The organism is Asticcacaulis sp. (genome assembly GCA_024707255.1).
Classification (GTDB): Bacteria; Pseudomonadota; Alphaproteobacteria; order Caulobacterales; family Caulobacteraceae; genus Asticcacaulis.
Window position 1 is genome coordinate 941,697 of record JANQAC010000001.1, and the last position, 17,243, is coordinate 958,939.

General features: G+C 59.0%; 21 protein-coding genes. 12 read left to right on the forward strand and 9 right to left on the reverse strand.

All coding sequences use genetic code 11. The annotated features are described in order from the left end of the window. Positions 1-449: 449 nt before the first annotated feature. Positions 450-1,406, reverse strand: coding sequence for a peptidyl-prolyl cis-trans isomerase (locus NVV72_04485; GenBank protein MCR6658621.1), 957 nt, complete (start codon positions 1,404-1,406; stop codon positions 450-452). A gap of 264 nt (positions 1,407-1,670) precedes the next feature. On the opposite strand from NVV72_04485, the gene secA reads away from it, so the two are divergent. The 9 genes from secA (at position 1,671) to NVV72_04530 (ending at position 9,096) form a co-directional block, all read left to right on the forward strand. Further along, complete coding sequence (gene secA, locus NVV72_04490; protein MCR6658622.1) at positions 1,671-4,559, forward strand: preprotein translocase subunit SecA; 2,889 nt, start codon at positions 1,671-1,673, stop codon at positions 4,557-4,559. Positions 4,560-4,855: 296 nt separating this feature from the next. Further along, a complete protein-coding gene (locus tag NVV72_04495; GenBank protein MCR6658623.1) occupies positions 4,856-5,203 on the forward strand; it encodes a hypothetical protein in 348 nt (115 codons plus the stop codon). Then, the gene (locus NVV72_04500) at positions 5,149-6,012 is read left to right on the forward strand and encodes an FAD-binding oxidoreductase (GenBank protein ID MCR6658624.1); all 864 of its coding nucleotides are present in this window, start codon (positions 5,149-5,151) and stop codon (positions 6,010-6,012) included. Before NVV72_04495 ends, NVV72_04500 begins: the two co-directional genes overlap by 55 nt. A gap of 54 nt (positions 6,013-6,066) precedes the next feature. Continuing rightward, positions 6,067-6,294 carry a DUF2188 domain-containing protein gene (locus NVV72_04505; GenBank protein MCR6658625.1) on the forward strand — a complete coding sequence of 76 codons (228 nt, stop codon included), beginning with the start codon at positions 6,067-6,069 and terminating at the stop codon, positions 6,292-6,294. 2 nt (positions 6,295-6,296) lie between these two features. Continuing rightward, a complete protein-coding gene (locus NVV72_04510; protein ID MCR6658626.1) occupies positions 6,297-6,923 on the forward strand; it encodes a hypothetical protein in 627 nt (208 codons plus the stop codon). A 108-nt stretch (positions 6,924-7,031) separates the two neighbouring features. After that, complete coding sequence (locus tag NVV72_04515) at positions 7,032-7,229, forward strand: hypothetical protein (GenBank protein ID MCR6658627.1); 198 nt, start codon at positions 7,032-7,034, stop codon at positions 7,227-7,229. Positions 7,230-7,240: 11 nt separating this feature from the next. Next, positions 7,241-8,110, forward strand: coding sequence for an SPFH domain-containing protein (locus tag NVV72_04520; protein ID MCR6658628.1), 870 nt, complete (start codon positions 7,241-7,243; stop codon positions 8,108-8,110). Positions 8,111-8,207: 97 nt separating this feature from the next. After that, positions 8,208-8,390: an Arc family DNA-binding protein gene (locus NVV72_04525; GenBank protein MCR6658629.1), complete on the forward strand. Its 183-nt coding sequence runs from the start codon at positions 8,208-8,210 to the stop codon at positions 8,388-8,390. Between the two features lie 49 nt (positions 8,391-8,439). Next, the gene (locus NVV72_04530) at positions 8,440-9,096 is read left to right on the forward strand and encodes a glutathione S-transferase family protein (protein ID MCR6658630.1); all 657 of its coding nucleotides are present in this window, start codon (positions 8,440-8,442) and stop codon (positions 9,094-9,096) included. On the opposite strand, the gene NVV72_04535 is transcribed toward NVV72_04530, so the two are convergent. After that, entirely contained in the window at positions 9,093-9,467 is a 375-nt protein-coding gene (locus tag NVV72_04535) for a DUF2147 domain-containing protein (GenBank protein ID MCR6658631.1), read from the reverse strand. The two genes, NVV72_04530 and NVV72_04535, sit on opposite strands and share 4 nt — an antisense overlap. A 137-nt stretch (positions 9,468-9,604) precedes the next feature. Between NVV72_04535 and NVV72_04540 the strand changes: the two genes are divergently transcribed. Both NVV72_04540 and NVV72_04545 read left to right on the forward strand, forming a co-directional pair. Then, positions 9,605-10,399 carry a DUF1295 domain-containing protein gene (locus NVV72_04540; protein ID MCR6658632.1) on the forward strand — a complete coding sequence of 265 codons (795 nt, stop codon included), beginning with the start codon at positions 9,605-9,607 and terminating at the stop codon, positions 10,397-10,399. Next, positions 10,396-11,415: a cyclopropane-fatty-acyl-phospholipid synthase family protein gene (locus tag NVV72_04545; GenBank protein MCR6658633.1), complete on the forward strand. Its 1,020-nt coding sequence runs from the start codon at positions 10,396-10,398 to the stop codon at positions 11,413-11,415. The genes NVV72_04540 and NVV72_04545 overlap by 4 nt, the downstream gene beginning before the upstream one ends. A 149-nt stretch (positions 11,416-11,564) precedes the next feature. On the opposite strand, the gene NVV72_04550 is transcribed toward NVV72_04545, so the two are convergent. The 3 genes from NVV72_04550 to NVV72_04560 form a co-directional block, all read right to left on the reverse strand. Beyond that, the gene (locus NVV72_04550; GenBank protein ID MCR6658634.1) at positions 11,565-12,722 is read right to left on the reverse strand and encodes a glycosidase; all 1,158 of its coding nucleotides are present in this window, start codon (positions 12,720-12,722) and stop codon (positions 11,565-11,567) included. Then, the gene (locus tag NVV72_04555; protein MCR6658635.1) at positions 12,719-13,015 is read right to left on the reverse strand and encodes a hypothetical protein; all 297 of its coding nucleotides are present in this window, start codon (positions 13,013-13,015) and stop codon (positions 12,719-12,721) included. Before NVV72_04555 ends, NVV72_04550 begins: the two co-directional genes overlap by 4 nt. A 65-nt stretch (positions 13,016-13,080) precedes the next feature. Further along, positions 13,081-14,190 carry a hypothetical protein gene (locus NVV72_04560; protein ID MCR6658636.1) on the reverse strand — a complete coding sequence of 370 codons (1,110 nt, stop codon included), beginning with the start codon at positions 14,188-14,190 and terminating at the stop codon, positions 13,081-13,083. Here NVV72_04560 and NVV72_04565 point away from each other — a divergent pair. Beyond that, complete coding sequence (locus NVV72_04565) at positions 14,150-14,617, forward strand: hypothetical protein (protein MCR6658637.1); 468 nt, start codon at positions 14,150-14,152, stop codon at positions 14,615-14,617. The genes NVV72_04560 and NVV72_04565 overlap by 41 nt on opposite strands. Before the next feature lie 109 nt (positions 14,618-14,726). On the opposite strand, the gene NVV72_04570 is transcribed toward NVV72_04565, so the two are convergent. The 4 genes from NVV72_04570 to NVV72_04585 all read right to left on the reverse strand — a co-directional run bounded on the left by NVV72_04570 (position 14,727) and on the right by NVV72_04585 (position 17,213). Then, entirely contained in the window at positions 14,727-15,491 is a 765-nt protein-coding gene (locus tag NVV72_04570; protein MCR6658638.1) for a gp26 family baseplate hub assembly chaperone, read from the reverse strand. Between the two features lie 96 nt (positions 15,492-15,587). Beyond that, entirely contained in the window at positions 15,588-15,920 is a 333-nt protein-coding gene (locus NVV72_04575) for a BrnA antitoxin family protein (GenBank protein MCR6658639.1), read from the reverse strand. Beyond that, positions 15,908-16,174: a BrnT family toxin gene (locus NVV72_04580; GenBank protein MCR6658640.1), complete on the reverse strand. Its 267-nt coding sequence runs from the start codon at positions 16,172-16,174 to the stop codon at positions 15,908-15,910. Before NVV72_04580 ends, NVV72_04575 begins: the two co-directional genes overlap by 13 nt. Before the next feature lie 307 nt (positions 16,175-16,481). After that, on the reverse strand, positions 16,482-17,213 hold the full coding sequence (locus NVV72_04585) for a hypothetical protein (GenBank protein ID MCR6658641.1): 732 nt from the start codon (positions 17,211-17,213) through the stop codon (positions 16,482-16,484). Positions 17,214-17,243 lie beyond the last annotated feature (30 nt).

Below are 17,243 nucleotides of genomic sequence, written 5' to 3' on the forward strand. Positions count from 1 at the left end.
GGCGCGGTTCCTTTAACTGACGGAATACGGTCTTGCCCCTTAACAGAGACACGGTAAGGACGCCATAGGCAATAGGCGCTCCGGGCCGATACACGCACTGTTACGACAGGTTTTGCCAAATGTGATGGAGAGAGGGCTTTTTCGCAGGTGCGAAATATGTTATGACAGCGCTGTCAGTAAATATGAGGCGGGCCATCCCCCGCGGGAATTAAGTATCATGAAGTCCATCGCCAGCATTTTTGTGAACCTCGTCATCGGTTGGGCCCGCGCGCACCGCCTGCCCGTCGCGGACTAAAGGGAGCGCCACACGATGAAAAAGCAGATTGAAGCCTTCCTGATGGGCCTGCTGGCCTTCGGTTTCGCGCCGGGTACGGCGAAGTTCTGATCGCTGCCAGCGATCGCCCTTTTTGAAGGCCGGGTGACGTTTTACGTCTTTTGCCCGGCCTTTTTCACAGGCGCGGCGCTGGATGCGGAGGCGCTGTCCGAAGACCCATCATCCGCCGCCATCGAGGCCGGGGCGGAATCCGGCTCCTGGCCGCCCCCGTCTGCGACGGCTTGACCAGCAGCTCGACCTTGGCCTTCTTGCGCAGGCTATTCAGCATACCCGCCACCTGGTTATAGATCAGGTAGCGCATGATGATCGGGCGCTCTTCCTCAAGCGTCGGCAATTGCTCGGGCCGGCGATCCTCGACTCGCAGCAGCGCCCAGCCGCCATCGACCTGGACCGGCCCCACCGTATCGCCGGTCTTGGCCGTCGCCAGCACGCCCTTATAGGCTTGCGGCATGATGTCCGTGGTGAAATAGCCCATGTCGCCGCCATTGAAGCGCGTGCCCTGGTCGATCGACTTTTCCATCGCCATGGCTTCGAACAGGGCGCCGCCCACGAGCTGCTTCAGCGCCGCGTCGGCCTCGGCCTTGGTCCGCAGCAGTATCAGGCGCGTGCGGATTTCCTCGGATTGTTTCGACAGCTTGACCTGCTCGTCGTAATGATCCTTAACCGCCTTGTCGTCGATATCGCGGTCAATGCTGGTCTCGACCAGCATGTCGCCCAGAATACGGTCATGCGCGGCGCGCAGGCGGCGCTGGGCGGTGGTCGATTTCTCCAGCCCCTTGGCCATGGCCGCCTTGGCCAGCAGGCGCTGGTCGATCACCTCTTCCAGGGTGCGCGAGAACAGGTCGGAGGTGACATCGAGCGGCTCGCCCGGACCGATCTGCCCCTGGGCGATCGCCTCGGCACGGACATCGGAGGTCCAGATGGTTTCGCCGTCGATCCGCGCCACCGCGACATCGCCGGCTTCCGGCGGCGCTTCATTGCTGACGGTCGTCTTGTTACAGGCCGCGACGCTTAAACTCAGCGCCAGCAGGACAGGCACGTATACGAAGCGCAGGACAGAGCGTTTAACCATGAATTTCCCCAAAGTGGCCTTACGACGGTACCGACCCCAAGCCGACATTGACATACATCATTCCGCCGCTTAAGTCAGTGCCCGTGCTTGAAAAGCGCAATTCCGGACCTATTTGACCTGTAAGTCGTTTCAGTCTCGTTACGAACACTACAGATAAATAAGACGTTTTCGCGCCGACTTCACAATTCTCTACATCTGACAGGCTAATCTGGCCCGATTTGAGGCTATTTCAGACTGATACGAAATTCATAGTTAAGGTTTCTCATGCTGGCCATCGCCAAAATGCTTTTCGGCTCCTCAAATGATCGCAAGGTGCGCGGTTACATGGCCCGCGCGCAGAAGATCAGCGCGCTTGAGCCCAAATACAAGGCGATGAGCGATGAGGAACTGCGCGGCCAGACGCAGATTTTCAAGGAACGCATCGCCAAGGGCGCCTCGCTCGATCTGCTGATGGATGAAGCCTTCGCCGTGGTGCGCGAAGCCGCCTGGCGCTCGATCGGCCAGCGCCATTACGATGTCCAGCTTGTCGGCGGCATGATCCTGCACAAGGGCGGCATCGCCGAAATGCGCACCGGTGAAGGCAAGACCCTGGTGGCCACCGCGCCGGTCTATCTCAATGCCCTGTCGGGCAAGGGCGTCCACCTGATCACGGTCAACGACTACCTGGCCAAGCGCGATGCCGACTTCATGGGTCGCGTTTATCGCTTCCTCGGCCTGACCACCGGCGTCATCGTCCAGGGCCTTTCCCAGGGCCAGCGCAAGCAGGCCTACGGTTCGGATGTCACCTACGGCACCAATAACGAATTCGGTTTCGATTACCTGCGCGATAACCTCGCCTACAGCCGCAACGAAATGGTCCAGCGCGGGCACAACTTCGCTATCGTCGACGAAGTCGACTCGATCCTGATCGACGAAGCCCGCACGCCGCTGATCATCTCCGGCCCGACCGAGGACCGCTCCGAGCTTTACAAGATCCTCAACGCCACCATACTGGAACTGATCCGCGATCCGGATACGTTCGAGCTGGACGAGAAGCAGCGCCAGGTCCTGCTCTCGGAACTGGGTTCCGAGCGTCTGGAAGAAATGCTGGAGGCCGGGGGCCACCTGGCGGAAGATTCGGCCGGCCTCTATGATCCGGTCAATATCTCGCTGGTCCACCATGCCAACCAGGCCCTGCGCGCCAATACGCTCTACACGCTGAACAAGGACTATATCGTCAAGGACGGCGAGATTATCCTGATCGACGAATTCACCGGCCGCATGATGACGGGCCGCCGCTTAAGCGAAGGTCTACACCAGGCGATCGAAGCGAAGGAAGGCGTCGATATCCAGCCGGAAAACCAGACCCTGGCCTCGGTGACGATCCAGAACTATTTCCGCATGTACGAAAAGCTTTCGGGCATGACCGGCACGGCCGCCACGGAAGCGCAGGAATTCGGCGATATCTACAAGATGGATGTGCTCGAAATCCCGACCAACCGCCCGATCATGCGCGTCGATGACGATGATGAGGTCTATCGCACCGAAGCCGAGAAGTTCAACGCCATCGCCGCCCAGGTCGCCTATTGCTACGTCAAGGGCCAGCCGATCCTGGTCGGCACCGCCTCGATCGAGAAATCCGACGACCTGTCGAAATTCCTCAATGCCTACAGCTACAAGGTCGAGCAGTCGCGCACCCTGCGCGCGAACTTCGCCAATGCCGACAAGAAGGATATCCTGAAAGCCGGCGAAGACGCCTATGACATCGTCTACAAGTCCGGCAAGGGCATTCCGCATAACGTGCTGAACGCCCGCTTCCACGAGCAGGAAGGCGACATCATCGCCGACGCCGGCGTGCCGGGCGCCGTCACCATCGCCACAAACATGGCGGGCCGCGGCACCGACATCCAGTTGGGCGGCAATGTCGACATGCGCGTGCAGAAATGGCTGGCCGAACAGGACGCCGCAGGCAATGCCGTCTCGGCCGAGCAGATTCTCGCCAAGAAAACCGAAATCGAGGCCCGGGTCGGCGACCTGAAGCAGAAGGCGCTGGCCGCCGGCGGCCTGTTCGTGCTCGGCACCGAACGCCACGAAAGCCGCCGCATCGACAACCAGCTTCGCGGTCGTACCGGCCGCCAGGGCGACCCCGGCCGCTCGAAATTCTTCCTCTCCTGCGAAGACGACCTGATGCGCATCTTCGCCGGCGACCGCCTGAATGCGATGATGAAATCGCTCGGCGTCGAGGAAGGCGAGGCCATCACCCACAAGCTGCTGAACGGCGCCATCGCCACCGCGCAAAAGCGCGTGGAACAGCGCAACTACGAAATCCGCAAGAACCTGCTGAAGTATGACGACGTGGTCAATGACCAGCGCAAGGCCGTCTTCGAGCAGCGCCAGGACTTCATGGATTCGGATGACCTCAGCGAACTGATCGGCGAATTCCGCACCGACACGATCCACGATCTGGTCGAGCGCCACATGCCGCCCAAGGCCTATGCCGAAAAGTGGGAAATTCCGGAACTGAAAGAAGCCATCCTCAACCTCACCGGGCTCGATCTGCCGCTGGAAGAGTGGGCGCAAGAAGAAGGCATCGCCAACGAGGAATTCGAGGAACGCATCCAGACCCTGGCCGCCGAGAAGATGGAGGAGCGTCTGCGCCTGCTCGGCGACGACCAGATGAAGGCGCTGGAAAAGCAGTTCCTGCTGCAAATGATCGACATGCACTGGCGTGAGCACCTGATGCATCTCGATCACCTGCGCGCCGTCATCGGCCTGCGCGGCTACGGCCAGCGCGACCCGCTGAACGAATACAAGACCGAAGCCTTTACCCTGTTCGAGACCCTGCTGACCAATCTGCGCCACTCGGTCACGCGCTGGCTGATGACCATGGAAATCCGCTTCGAGGCGCCGCCGGAACAATTGGCTGAAGCCGATCCGATGCCCTTCGCCCCGTCCCTGCCGCAGCAGCGCCGCGCCTTCGAGGAAGTCCATCTCGATCCGCTGACCGGCCACAATGAGCGCGCCGCCAAACTGACCGACGACCTGACGCCGGAACAACGCGCCGCCCTGCCGCCCCAGGCCCTGCCCGCCGGCTGGGAGAACACCTCGCGCAACGGCCTGTGTCCGTGTGGTTCCGGCGCTAAGTTCAAACACTGCCACGGCACGCTGGTCTGAGCCGCAAGTTTTTAGCCAGACGGGCTTCGCCCTTTGGGCGGCTCAGGTGCCAAGTTCAAGCACTGCCACGGCACCCTGGTTTAAAGCGATCATCCTCCACCTTATACCTCCCCGGCTTGCCGCGAAGGGGGACTGCGCCAGTCTTCATGGCGTGGTGGTGGGTTTCTTGCTTCGACCCAATACCATAACATCTAGCTGGTCATTTTTTTGTGACCATTCCCTATCCCATAGTCCTTGGGCTTGTCGCCGCATGATACCGTCGTATAGGGTGCCGGCGCTTACAGATGGGGGAGCTTATGGCCAGAACAACCGACAGACGCTCGCTTATCCGCACCGGCCTGGCCGCCGCCGTGCTGGCCCCGCTAACGGCGCCCCGAATAGCCCTGGCGGCCGAGCCGCCGCTGATCCCTATCCACACCGATCCGGCGCAGGTGTTCCGCACCACGGTCTGCCTGCGCCCCTTCCGCGCCGCCGGTCCGCGCATCGAAAGCGAAACCGTCGGGCGCAAACAGGTCATCCATAATTACGGCCACGGCGGCAGCGGCTGGTCGCTCTCCGGGGCTCGGCCGCAGAAGCCGTCTGGCTGGCCATGCAGTCCTCGCCGCGAAAAGTCGCGGTCATCGGCGCCGGCGCGCTTGGCCTGACCGCCGCCATCACCGCCCAGCGCGCCGGGGCCGAGGTCACCATTTACGCGAAGGAGCGCTTTCCCTTTGTCCGTTCGGCGCGCGCCACCGGCATCTGGTCGCCGGATTCGCGCGTGGCACAAACCGCCGCTATGCCCGCCGATTTTCCCGTCCTGTGGGAGCGCATGGCGCGCACCGCCGCCGCCCTGCACGAAAGCTATGTCGGCAGCGCCGGCAATCCGGTGGAATGGATCGATTACTACATCCTGCGCGATCCGGAACCGGAAACCCAGCCGGCCGCTGAAGCCCCCGACGTTTTTGACCCCGGTTTTGCCTCTCTGAACGACCGCCTTCAGGGCCTGATGCCGCATTCCGGTCCGGTAGCGACGGAAACCACGCCGTTTGCCGCCGCGCAGGTGCGCCGCGCTGCCAATCTCTCCTTCAATATCGCCGACTACGGTCGCCAGCTTGAGGCTGATTTCCTGGTGGCCGGCGGGCGTTTTGAATATATGGAATTTCATGAGCCGTCCGACCTCTCCAGACTGAAGGAAAAGGTCATCATCAACTGCACCGGCTATGGCGCCCGCGCCCTGTGGCGCGATGAAAGCGTCATTCCCATCCGCGGCCAGATCGTCTGGCTGACCCCGCAGGAAGGCGTCCATTACGGCTTTTATCATGAGGGTGTCGGCGTCCTGGCCCGTCGTGACGGCATAGTGGTGCAGGACTTCGGCCCCGACGAAGCCTTCGGCTGGAACGACGCCAACGAGACCGCCGATCCGGCAGCCGCCCAAGCGACACTTGAAAAGCTGAAGACGGTCTATCGGGTGTAGCGGGCTAGCGCAAAGCACGATAAATGATTATAGTGAATTCGGAGGTGTTCGATCGTGTCAAGAAAAGGCCAACATGTAGTTCCGTCCGCTACTGGCGGTTGGAGCGTAAAAAAGTCAGGCGCAATGCGAGCTACGGTCATTTACCAAACGCAAGCCGAGGCTATTGCGGCCGCAACAAAGATTGCACAAAATCAAAAGACTGAGCTTTATATTCATGGGCGAGATGGGCGTATCCGTGAGCGCAATTCCTATGGCACAGACCCGCACCCACCAAAGGGATAAATTTGCCAATCCCGTTTGAAAAATCTGTCTTTATCAATTGCCCTTTTGATCCGGAGTTTGCCCCCTTGCTGCAGGCGGTGGCATTCTGTGTGACCGATTTGGGCTTCTATCCTCGATTGGCACCCGAAAATGCCGATAATGCGGCAAATAGATTAGATCGAATTATTGATTTAATTCGAGAATCAAAATTCGCTATACACGATTTAAGCCGCTGTAAATCCATCTCAGCCAATGAATATTCAAGACTGAATATGCCTTTTGAATTGGGCATTGATCATGGCGCCCGAAGGCTAGGTGAAAATTCGTTATCTTCTAAAGCGATCCTCATACTTGAGCATACCCAGTATGATTATCAGAAGTCGTTGTCTGATATTTCCGGTTGGGATATCCATGCTCACGGAGGGGACCATATTAAAGCCGTTCGCCATGTACGAAATTGGCTTTTAAGACAAGCCAATGCGGATCCAACAGGCCCCGCCAAAATACTTAGCGATTACGCCACATTTCAAGAATGGTATTGGGAACGCGAACTTGGCCGCGGCTCCTCTGAAGAAGATATTAAGTCCTACCCAACAGTTCAGATGGTAGATGCAATGCGCGAATGGGTCGACAAAGGCCGGCCGACATAGCCACCCGCATTGCTTAAGGTCCACATCCTAGAAGCTGGCTATTCTTAAAATACTGGACCTTTCGCTCCAAAAGTGATATCACTTTGATATAACTTTATGGAGGGCAAGATGACCGATGACAGCAGGCCCCTGAGCGAATTGGTGGCGCAGGGCTGGGAAATCCTGAACTACAGTTCGTCACACGACGCCACCAATGGCGCGATTGTCGAAAATTTCCTTCTGCGCAAACAGAAGATGCACCGGATCCTCAGCGTCAGGCCGAAGATGCTCGGCAAGGGATTTGTCGTCAAGGAAATGGATGTTTAAGGGAGGGTGATATGAACGATCAACCGATAAACAGTACCCGTGAACGCGTCGGCGAAAGCGGCAATGGCGGCGTCATGCTGCTGGTCTTCCTGGCGCTCGTGGTGGCGGCCGTCATCGCCCCGGTCATGCGGATGCCGCTGTGGGCCATACCGCCGGCCCTGACGGCGCTCTTCCTGCTGATGGGCTTCTACACTGTCCAGCCCAACCAGACCGTGGCGCTCACCGTTTTTGGCAATTACAAGGGCAGCGACCGCAATACCGGCCTGCGCTGGGTGCCCTTCTGGTATGGCCGCCGCAAGGTGTCCCTGCGGGTCCGCAATGTCACCAGCGAGGCCCTGAAGGTCAATGACCAGCGCGGCAATCCGATCGAGATCGCCGCCAATATCGTCTGGCATGTCGCCGATTCGGCGCAGGCTTTGTTCGATGTCGATGACTATGCCGCCTTCGTCAATATCCAGATCGAGACAGCCCTGCGCGAAACGGCGCGCCAGTATGCCTATGATCACGCCGATGACGGCCAGCCGACCCTGCGCGATGACGCCGATATCGTCGGCGCCCGGCTGAAAGAGGATTTGCAGGCGCGCGTGGCGGTGGCCGGCGTGGCGGTCGATGAAGCCCACCTGATGCACCTGGCCTATGCGCCGGAAATCGCCGGCGCCATGCTCAAGCGCCAGCAGGCCGAGGCGGTGATTGCCGCCCGCCAGAAGATCGTCGCCGGCGCCGTCGGCATGGTCGAAATGGCCCTGGAGCAGTTGTCGCAGCGCGGCGTCGTCGATCTCGACGAGGAGCGCAAGGCGTCGATGGTGTCAAACCTGCTGGTCGTGCTGTGTGCCGATCGGGAAGTCCAGCCGGTGGTCAATACCGGCACACTTTACGGCTAGAGCATAGATCCGACTGAATCGGATCTATGCTCTAGCTCTTTACTTTGACGCACTTTTTAATCCGAAAAGTGCGTCACACTTTTCGGAAAGTGCTCTGATGGCCTCGCCCGGCAAGAAAGCCTATCCCTTGCGACTGCCGCCGGAAGTCCTGGCGGCAGTAGAACGCCTGGCCGCGTCCGAACTGCGCTCGACCAATGCCCAGCTTGAAATGCTTCTGCGCGAAGCCCTGAAGAAACGCGGCGTCCGTCTGACACCGCCCGGCACAGACGACGATCATTGACTTGATCCTCATGGCGCGCTTAATCGGTACACCAATCCGGAGCCTGCCTATGCCGCCTGTCATTACCGCTTTTGAACGCTCACCCGATGGCGGCCGGGGACTGGCCCGCGATACGCGCGTGCGCTGGGCGCTGGAGGAAACCGGCCAGCCCTATGAGGTCCGTCATCTCTCCTTCGAGGCCATGAAACAGCCTGCGCACCTGGCGCGGCACCCTTTCGGCCAGATTCCCACCTATGAGTGCGGCGATCTTGTCCTGTTCGAGACCGGATCGATCGTCCTCCATATTGCCGAACGCCATCCGGGCCTGCTGCCGCAAGATTCCAATGCCCGCGCGCGGGCCATCACCTGGATGTTCGCCGCGACCAATACGGTGGAACCGCCGATCCTTGACCTGGTGACCGCCCGGATTATCGAACGCGACAAACCCTGGGCCGAAGCACGCCTGCCCCTGGTTCAGGACCGCATCCGCGACCGGTTGAAGCCGCTGTCTGCCCGCCTGGGCGACGATGAGTGGCTCGATGGCGCCTTCAGCGCGGGCGATCTGATGATGGTGTCGGTCCTGCTCAGGCTGCGGCCATCGGGCCTGCTGGACGAATATCCGGGCCTGGCCGCCTATGTGGCGCGCGGCGAGGCCAGGCCCGCCTACCAACGTGCGTTCGCGGCGCAAAAAGCGGACTTCGAAGCCGCACCCGGCAGGCAAACCTAACCCTCAATCCGCGTCCAGTCGACGCCCTTGCAGATCAGGCCGCCCAGCACGCAGCCGGTCGTCGTCATGGTGTTTTCAGCCACCTGCATTTTCAGGCGGTAGTGCAGCTTTCGCTGCGGGTCGTAAGCCTTGCCGGTCCATTTGCCGTCGCCTTGGTCGGTGATCATCATGACCAGCCGGTCGCCGGTTTTTTCATCCTTCGTGCCCGGTCGTATCCAGGTGTTGACGGCGCAGATATCCTCGCCGCAGGGCGCGATGCGCACCCTTGCCTTGCCGTCTCCGCGCGCCCAGTCGCCCTGCGGCGACATCGCCTGTGCAGAGGAGGTTATGCCCGCCAGGACGAGCCCGGCCATCAGGATTTTCAATCGCATGAATCACTCCGGTTTTAGCCAGCCGTAAACAGATACGCCCGTAACCGCGCACCGGATCAGGACGCGATTTTTTCAGCCCGCGGTGAACCGGCGACGCGCGCCCTCCGTAAGCCTTGGCAGGTCACACGGAAATGCCCATGCTCCTGTCATCCAACCTTATCGTCCTGATCGGCCTCTTCGCCGGCATAAGCGCCATCATGATGGCGGCCACAGCCGTGCAACTGCTGACCGGCAAGAGCGGCTGGATAGATACGCTATGGACCTTCGCGGTCGGCGCCGGCGGGATCGCGGCGGCCCTTTTGCCGGCCGAAGGCGCCAATGACCTGCGCCGTATCTGCGTCGGCCTGCTGGTTGCCGTCTGGGCCCTGCGGCTGGGCCTGCATATCGCCGCGCGCACCCATGAAGGCGAGGACGATCCGCGCTACGCCGCCATAAAGGCCGATCACCCCAGGGACTGGCCAGTCTATCTCTTCGGCATGTTGCAGGCGCAAGCCATCGCCGCGTTTGTGCTTGTGGTGGCCGTGCGCTTCGCCGCTATAAGTCCGGCGCCCTTTCCGGCCGCCACGGACCTGATCGGCATCGCCGTCCTGCTCATTGCCTTCATTGGCGAAGGCGTGGCCGATGGCCAGCTCCGCGCCTTTGGCAAGACGCACAAGAAGGCGGTGGCCGATATCGGCCTGTGGCGCTGGTCGCGCCATCCGAATTATTTCTTCGAGTGGCTGGGCTGGTGCGGCTGGGCAGTGATCGCGCTGTCCGGCCCGTTCGGCTGGCTGGCCGTGCTGGCGCCGGTGCAGATGTACATCCTGCTCGTTTACGTCTCCGGCATTCCGCCGCTCGAAAAACACATGCGCGAGACCCGCGGCCAGGCGTTTGATGATTACGCCGCCCGCACCTCCGCCTTCTTTCCCTTACCCCCAAAGAGCCGATCATGAACCTCGCCACCACGCTTGCCGAACGCGCCCCCCTGCCGAACGCCGTGACCCTGGCCGCCATCGACTTTCTGGTCGGGCGCAGCAAGCGAAAGATCGCGCAATCCGCGCTCCCGGAAGAGGCATTCGTGGCCGCCATGAACGATTATCCGATCGCCGTCCATACCGCCGCGGCCAATGCGCAGCACTATGAAATCCCCGACCGCTTCTTCGGTTATATTCTGGGGGAGCGGCGCAAATATTCCTGCTGCTTCTACCCGTCGGACAACACCACGCTCGATGAGGCCGAGGTTCTGGCCCTGGAAGAGACCTGCCGCCACGCCGACCTGAAGGACGGCCAGACCATCCTCGAACTGGGCTGCGGCTGGGGCTCGCTGTCGCTTTACATGGCCGAAACATATCCCAACGCCCGCATCATTTCGGTATCCAATTCGCAGTCCCAGCGCGACTATATCGAGCGCCAGGCCGTCCTGCGCAAACTGACCAACCTGACGGTCATCACCGCCGACATGAACGATTTCACCACGCACCTGATGTTCGACCGCATCGTCAGCGTCGAGATGTTCGAGCACATGTCGAACTGGCGCGAACTGCTGGCGCGCGCCCGCACCTGGCTGAAATCCAGCGGCTTTCTCTTCCTGCACGTCTTCACCTCGAAGACGCATTCCTACCGCTTCAATCATGAGGCAGACAGCGATGACTGGATCGGCAAGTACTTCTTCACCGGCGGCATCATGCCGGCGCAGGATCTGCCGCATCGCTTCCCTGACCTGTTCACGGTCGAGGCCGAATGGCGTTGGTCGGGCGAGCACTACCGCCGCACCGCCCTGGACTGGCTGGAAAATTTCGATGCCCACCAGGCGCAGATCGAACCGATCCTGAAATCCGTCTATGGCAAGGATGCGGGCCTGTGGCGCCGGCGCTGGCGGCTGTTTTTCCTGGCCACGGCCGGTTTGTGGGGCCATGCTGGCGGTTCGGAATGGGGCGTCGGCCATTATCGGTTGAGGCCGGTAGCATAGACTTCCTTCTCCTCCCCTGCAAAGCGGGGGAGGTATCGAGCAAGGCCATTAGGCCGCGTCGAGACGGAGGGGGCCTAATAACATTGGAAAGCCCCCTCCGTCGCCGACTTCGCGGCGCCACCTCCCCGCTTCGCAGGGGAGGAGATATCTTAGTTAATGCCCTGCTCACTCAGGGCTTCCGCTTTCGCCTCGGTAAAAACCGACTTCGGAACATGGGTGATCCGGCAGGCCAGGTCGCCCTCACCCGACGCCACGATATAATGATCACCGCCATCGACAATCCCGGTCGTAAACACCACGTCGCGGATATAGACTTGGTCCTCGATCGGTCGAGTCAGCTCCGCATTTGCCTCGATCAGCGGCACGTGACTGGTGCGAAGTATCCGGCCCGGATCGTCCCTGTCCAGCAGCGACCAGTAGGTGCGATAGATGCCTATGATTTCCTTTGGCTCGACGCCGTGCCACAGGCTGAGCCAGCCCTCCGGCGTGAGAATCGGCGGGGTGCCGCCGCCCATGCGCGCTGTCGCCACGGTGCCGGAATGCGGGCGAATGCCCGGCCTGCGGCAGGGTTTCCAATAGAGCCCATCCTTTGACGAAGCCAGGTTGATCGAAGGCCCGGCGCGCCATTCACTGCCCGGCGGATAGGCGAAATAGAGATCACCGAGCGGCCGCGTCTGCGCCCAGTATTCGCCACCGACCTTGCCCTCGAAGATCAGCATGTCCTTGTTCTGGTGATCGAGCACAATATCTTCGAACACCCAGTCGAGACCATTTTGCGAACTGTAGAGCGTGGTCGATTGCCGCTCCGGGCTGATCGAACAGGTGGTCATCAGGAAACGGCCATCCACCCGCGATATACGCGGGTCTTCTATGCCGTAGCACTGCAGGCTGTTTTCCGGCGCCACCGCCTTGTCATAGTGCATGGCAATGACCTCAAGCCCATCCGGCGACAGCTCGACCGGCAGGAACCACGACAGCGAGGTCAGGGCGATGATCCGCCAGCCCCCGCCACGCAGTTTGAAGACCCGCGGATCGGCCGTATCGACCAGGTCCAGCGGCCACGGATCGAGCCCGTACCGCCCCTCGTCCCAGCGGATGGAATGGACATGATTATCGAAGATCGGCGTCCGCAGCGCTTCGGCGACGCGCACCATCATCAGCAGGTTGCCATTGGCCAGCCGGGTCAAGCCGGGATTGAAGGCGCCCAGCACATAGGTTTCGGCCTTTAAATGCCCAGCCAGGGGCGAGCGCGACAGGTCGATATCGTCCGGCGTCAGGATTAGCCGGTCAATGTCATATCGGCTCACCGCACCGGCCCTGTATCATCGGCGATCGGGGTTTCGCGCTCAATGGCGAGCAGGTCTTCGTCGGTGTCATGCACCGCCACCGCGCCCTCTTCCGGCATGTCGGCGGCATCGATATCGAGCGCGGCGCCGCTGTGCAGATGGTGGCTATCGTCAATGCCGGTCGGCACATATTCCGAGCCGTGCCGTTCGCGGTTTTCCGGCGTAAACGGCAGGCCGGCGGCATCGGTCAGGGTGGTTTCACCGGGCTTCAGCACGCTGTCGCGCGCCAGCCCTTTCGAAGTGGTTACGGTCATGGTCATGTCCTCCTGTGCGCCCCGCCGGAATCTTCCGGCAAAAACGCATCAAGGGACAATATGTTTTACGCCTGTTCGCGCACGCGATCGAGCTGGGCCTGCGCGCCCTTAGAGAGGCTTTTCAGATGCTGCTCGTCGAAGATTTCCAGCGCCGCTTCCAGGGCATAGGCGGCTTCGGCGCGTTCCATCATGAAGCCGGTGATATCGCCGCGCGCCACATAGAGCCGCGCCAGATTGGTTTGCAGGATCGCCCAGCCGACCGGATCATGCTCCGGCTTGCAGGCGCGCAGTTCAGCCTTGAAATCGGCCTCGGCCTGATCGAGCGACTGGAGATCGCCCTTCAGTTCGGCGTGTTTGGCCAGGCAGGCGGCGCGGTTGTTGATCAGTTGCCCGCGTAGCGACAGGCCCTTTTGCAGCGGCCGCTTCAGCGCCAGGTCATAGACCTGCATGGCCTTTTCGTAGATCTGTTGATTGAGCGTCAGTTCGGCCAGGGCCTGCAAGCCCATGGCCAGGGCCTGCTTGTGCGCCACCCAGTCCAGCGGCGAATGTTCGAAATCAACCGGTTCTTCCTCTGTGCTGAGCAGTGAAATACCTTCGGAGATGATGCCCGGATTGCCCTCGATCTCGCCTTTCCATACCATGGCCATACCCAGGCGCAGATTGACTCGCGACCAGGTGACCGGCTCATAGGCCGGATCGAAGCGCGCCTGCAGCGCTTCAAAGTCCTTGATCACCGCCGCCATCAGCGACGGATCGCAACGATCCAGCCCCACCAGGGTCAGCAGGTCAGCGCGTTCATAACGCGCCTGCGCGGCCTCGATCTTGTCGGCGGCGGCATGGGTCTGCTGCACGCGCTTGTCGGCGCGCTCCACGGCGCGATCGATATGGGACATGGCCAGCAGGGCCAGTTCTAGGTCTTCGCCGACGCCCTGCTTCACCGCCAAACGGGCGGCCAGTTGCGCCTCCACGCGGTTGAAACGGGCGCGAATGGCTTCATCGTCCTGAATGGCGGCGCGGCCCCCGGCCAGCAGGTCCTCTGCAGAGGTCAGCAGGTCGTGGGTTTCGTAAAGATCGGAAGACAGGATGCAGGTCTGGGCCTGTTCCAGGGCGGCGATGGCGGCCTCGGCGGCGGTTTTGGCTTCCTTGCCGGCGTTTTTCGGCGGCGGAGGCGGCACGGCGCAGCGCCACCGGATCACCGGTGCGGCGGCCATATTCGCGCCAGACCTGGGCGGCTTCGAGATAGGGGGCAAAGCGGTTCTTGGTCGAGACCCGGCCGCCTTCGATATCGAGCTGGCGCCCTTGCGTGATCAGCAGTTGCAGGTTCATCAGCTCGTACAGGCTGGGATCGGAATCGATCCGGCCGTGGTTACGAAAGATGCGCCTCAGTTCACGGCCAAATTCAAACATCGCTTGTCCATCGCTTCCGAAGCGAAAAGCGTATCAGGACGATACGCTCCGTTCGGCGGTAAATGGACATTTGCAAAGGAAGTGCCGGAAGCAGTGGATAAGGACGGTTTATCCACCATACGCATCTTATACCTCCCCGACTTGTCGGGGAGGGGGACCGCCGCGCGCTTGCGCGGTGGTGGTGGGGTTTCTTGATTTTACCGCCCGATCCAGCGCGGTAAACCCTCATCACTCCGCCCGATTTCGCTGCTGCGACGTTTCTTCCAGGTTCTTATTCGACGTAACCATAGCGACAGAACCATCTTTACTGCTTTAGCATCCAGACCAGGGCAATCTGCGACGACATGGCTTTAGCAAACATTACAGAATCCTTTTGCATCAGTTTGTCGCGGATTTTAACAAATTCGGCCTCGTCAATGACGCCTTCCTCTTTCAGAGACTTCCATTTGATCAGTTCATCGGCAACCGAATATGTCGTAAGCGCATCTCTTGCCATAATAGGCGGGGATTTATCTTCTTTTTGTTTTGGCTTCTTACGGTTGATCGCTTCGTGCATTTTATCAAATTGGCGGTTCAGAGGATCAGCCCATCTAAACTTTAAGAGAACGACGGGGACTATTGCCAGTAGCGCGATCAAGCCTCCGACACGACTTTCCATGACATGTTCGTCAACTATCGATGTGGCCCATTGATACCGATTATTGGCATCGACCTGTTCGCTAAGACGACTATCAGCTTCTGACCCGTATTTCAGGTGGAGGTCTAATGGAGAAAGGTAATAATCAGCGCTCAAATTTGGATTGGCTGGAACATTAGCACTTGCTTGTTCAGCCGCGCTATATTCCATAATGGACCATATACCAACACCTAGCGCCCCTATCACACACAACGTTTGCATAAGCTTTGTTGTTGTTTTTATGAAGTTTCTATTGCCCGTCATCAGCGCCGCAATTAGACCCCCAAATAAAAGCAAAGGCGGCAGGACAATCGGGAGACTCAATAATATTAATGCTCCCATTGCCAAAATCGTAATGGCATCCCCTGTACCGTCCTTTTTTATTTCATCCATTTCGCTACCCTAAACAGCCTAATCTCCACATCTTTTAGAGACAGCGTCAGAAATTTCAATGTGAAATAGAAATGAAAGCGGATTTCGGATAAACGGCTATTTCTTGTGGTCGAAAGCCTGCGCATCCGGTTCATGGAGCGACCTTGGGACCGACACCGGTTCAGCCTCGGCTATCCGGCGCAAAGCGGCATTGATCCGGCCCTGCCAACCGGCACCAGCCGCCTTGAAATGATCAAGCACTACCTGATCGAGCCGGATGGAAATGGCGACTTTCTTGGGCGGATAACGACCGATAAAAGCATAGGGTTCCAATTCGGCCCACTCTTCTTCGGTGAGGTAGCCGGAATCAGGATCGGCCATGGCTGCCGCTGTAACGATAGCGTCCTCTTCCGGCGTAAGGGAAATATGATCAGGTTTTAACTTGGGCATATTTTTTTGTCCTCGCGTGGATTGGCTTTGCGCAAACCGATAATGCGCCTAGTGTCGCCCCGGTCTGTATAAACGCTGACATAAAGTCGGGAACCAATATAGCCCACGGCAATAAAGCGTTCTTCACCATAGTCGAAGCGGGTGTCGGGGATTGTATAGGCTCCGTCCCACTCGAACCGCTCCGCCAAGGCGAGCGAGCAACCATGCTTCTCGATATTGGTGCGGTCCTTGGCAGGATCGAAGTCGATCTTCATGCAAATTGTATATACAATTTATCCGCCAAGTCAAATTGTATATACAATTCGTTTGAGCCGCGCTTTTGTCCGCTGGAAATACACATCGGGGAAGCGTTCGGAGACACAGCTTAAAATAATAAATCTCTAATTTTTGTGCTTAGGTTTTGTGAACCATGCCGCGAGACCTGATATTAATAAAATTGGGCCGCCAACATAAGTCACATAGACCCCAACATAAGAAACGGTTGCCCAAATAATTAGGTATATTGCCAGAGTAATCCAAAAAATTGCTGAGGCTTTGCCGTGAACCCAATTCCTCATTTTATTAGCTCAAAAAGAATGTGTCAGTTCCACAAAGTGGTTGAGAACGGCTTCCATATGTGGATTTTGCGATGATGTATCCCACAATCGAGCATCGCGCCATAAGGGCTAGGTTTCCGCTTATTCCGGAACGTGTCATCGCTATATGCAACTTGTTCAAACCGTCGGTAATTTGGTCAGCGGCCGACCCAGACTTTAGTCTGCGCAAACCACCGTCATAGAAGCTCTTGTCAATGCCTGTTCGCCTGATGAATGAATGCACAAAGTCATAATCACTTGTTGCTGCTGCATCCAATTCATATGCAATAACATCTACCGTGGCTCCATACTTTCTACAAACCACATCATAAAAACGAGCTGCGCAGATCATTATAGAGGGTATTAAATTACCATCATTGGTTTCTTCGGCAAATTTAGCCAAATTATCACCCCCAAATCCCCCTCGGTCAGACGCTTCAAGCTGCCATATGGCAGACTTGGCACCAGGATGCCCTGCTTCGGCTGCCTTATACCAACAGTCCGCAGCTAAATCGAAATCATATGGCGTTATGCTGCCGCCGCCCCAAAGAAGGGAAAGGTTATAAACCGCAGAAATATGCCCTTGTCTTGCCGCGTTGCCAAAATGCTTACTTGCGCCACTGTTGTCACCTTTCTGTAAAGCTAAAACACCCGCAACGTATTCGCCTTCAGCTTCTTTTGACTTGCTCTTGAAAAATGGATTTTGAAATCCAATCATTCCCTCCCCCGCGGGCTGTATTTAATCGAG

Coding starts and splice junctions, on each gene's coding strand:
- NVV72_04485 (MCR6658621.1), bottom strand. CDS start 1,406: ATGGTTAAACGCTCTGTCCTGCGCTTCGTATACGTGCCTGTCCTGCTG.
- secA (MCR6658622.1), top strand. CDS start 1,671: ATGCTGGCCATCGCCAAAATGCTTTTCGGCTCCTCAAATGATCGCAAG.
- NVV72_04495 (MCR6658623.1), top strand. CDS start 4,856: ATGGCCAGAACAACCGACAGACGCTCGCTTATCCGCACCGGCCTGGCC.
- NVV72_04500 (MCR6658624.1), top strand. CDS start 5,149: ATGCAGTCCTCGCCGCGAAAAGTCGCGGTCATCGGCGCCGGCGCGCTT.
- NVV72_04515 (MCR6658627.1), top strand. CDS start 7,032: ATGACCGATGACAGCAGGCCCCTGAGCGAATTGGTGGCGCAGGGCTGG.
- NVV72_04520 (MCR6658628.1), top strand. CDS start 7,241: ATGAACGATCAACCGATAAACAGTACCCGTGAACGCGTCGGCGAAAGC.
- NVV72_04525 (MCR6658629.1), top strand. CDS start 8,208: ATGGCCTCGCCCGGCAAGAAAGCCTATCCCTTGCGACTGCCGCCGGAA.
- NVV72_04530 (MCR6658630.1), top strand. CDS start 8,440: ATGCCGCCTGTCATTACCGCTTTTGAACGCTCACCCGATGGCGGCCGG.
- NVV72_04535 (MCR6658631.1), bottom strand. CDS start 9,467: ATGCGATTGAAAATCCTGATGGCCGGGCTCGTCCTGGCGGGCATAACC.
- NVV72_04540 (MCR6658632.1), top strand. CDS start 9,605: ATGCTCCTGTCATCCAACCTTATCGTCCTGATCGGCCTCTTCGCCGGC.
- NVV72_04545 (MCR6658633.1), top strand. CDS start 10,396: ATGAACCTCGCCACCACGCTTGCCGAACGCGCCCCCCTGCCGAACGCC.
- NVV72_04555 (MCR6658635.1), bottom strand. CDS start 13,015: ATGACCGTAACCACTTCGAAAGGGCTGGCGCGCGACAGCGTGCTGAAG.
- NVV72_04570 (MCR6658638.1), bottom strand. CDS start 15,491: ATGGATGAAATAAAAAAGGACGGTACAGGGGATGCCATTACGATTTTG.
- NVV72_04575 (MCR6658639.1), bottom strand. CDS start 15,920: ATGCCCAAGTTAAAACCTGATCATATTTCCCTTACGCCGGAAGAGGAC.
- NVV72_04580 (MCR6658640.1), bottom strand. CDS start 16,174: ATGAAGATCGACTTCGATCCTGCCAAGGACCGCACCAATATCGAGAAG.
- NVV72_04585 (MCR6658641.1), bottom strand. CDS start 17,213: ATGATTGGATTTCAAAATCCATTTTTCAAGAGCAAGTCAAAAGAAGCT.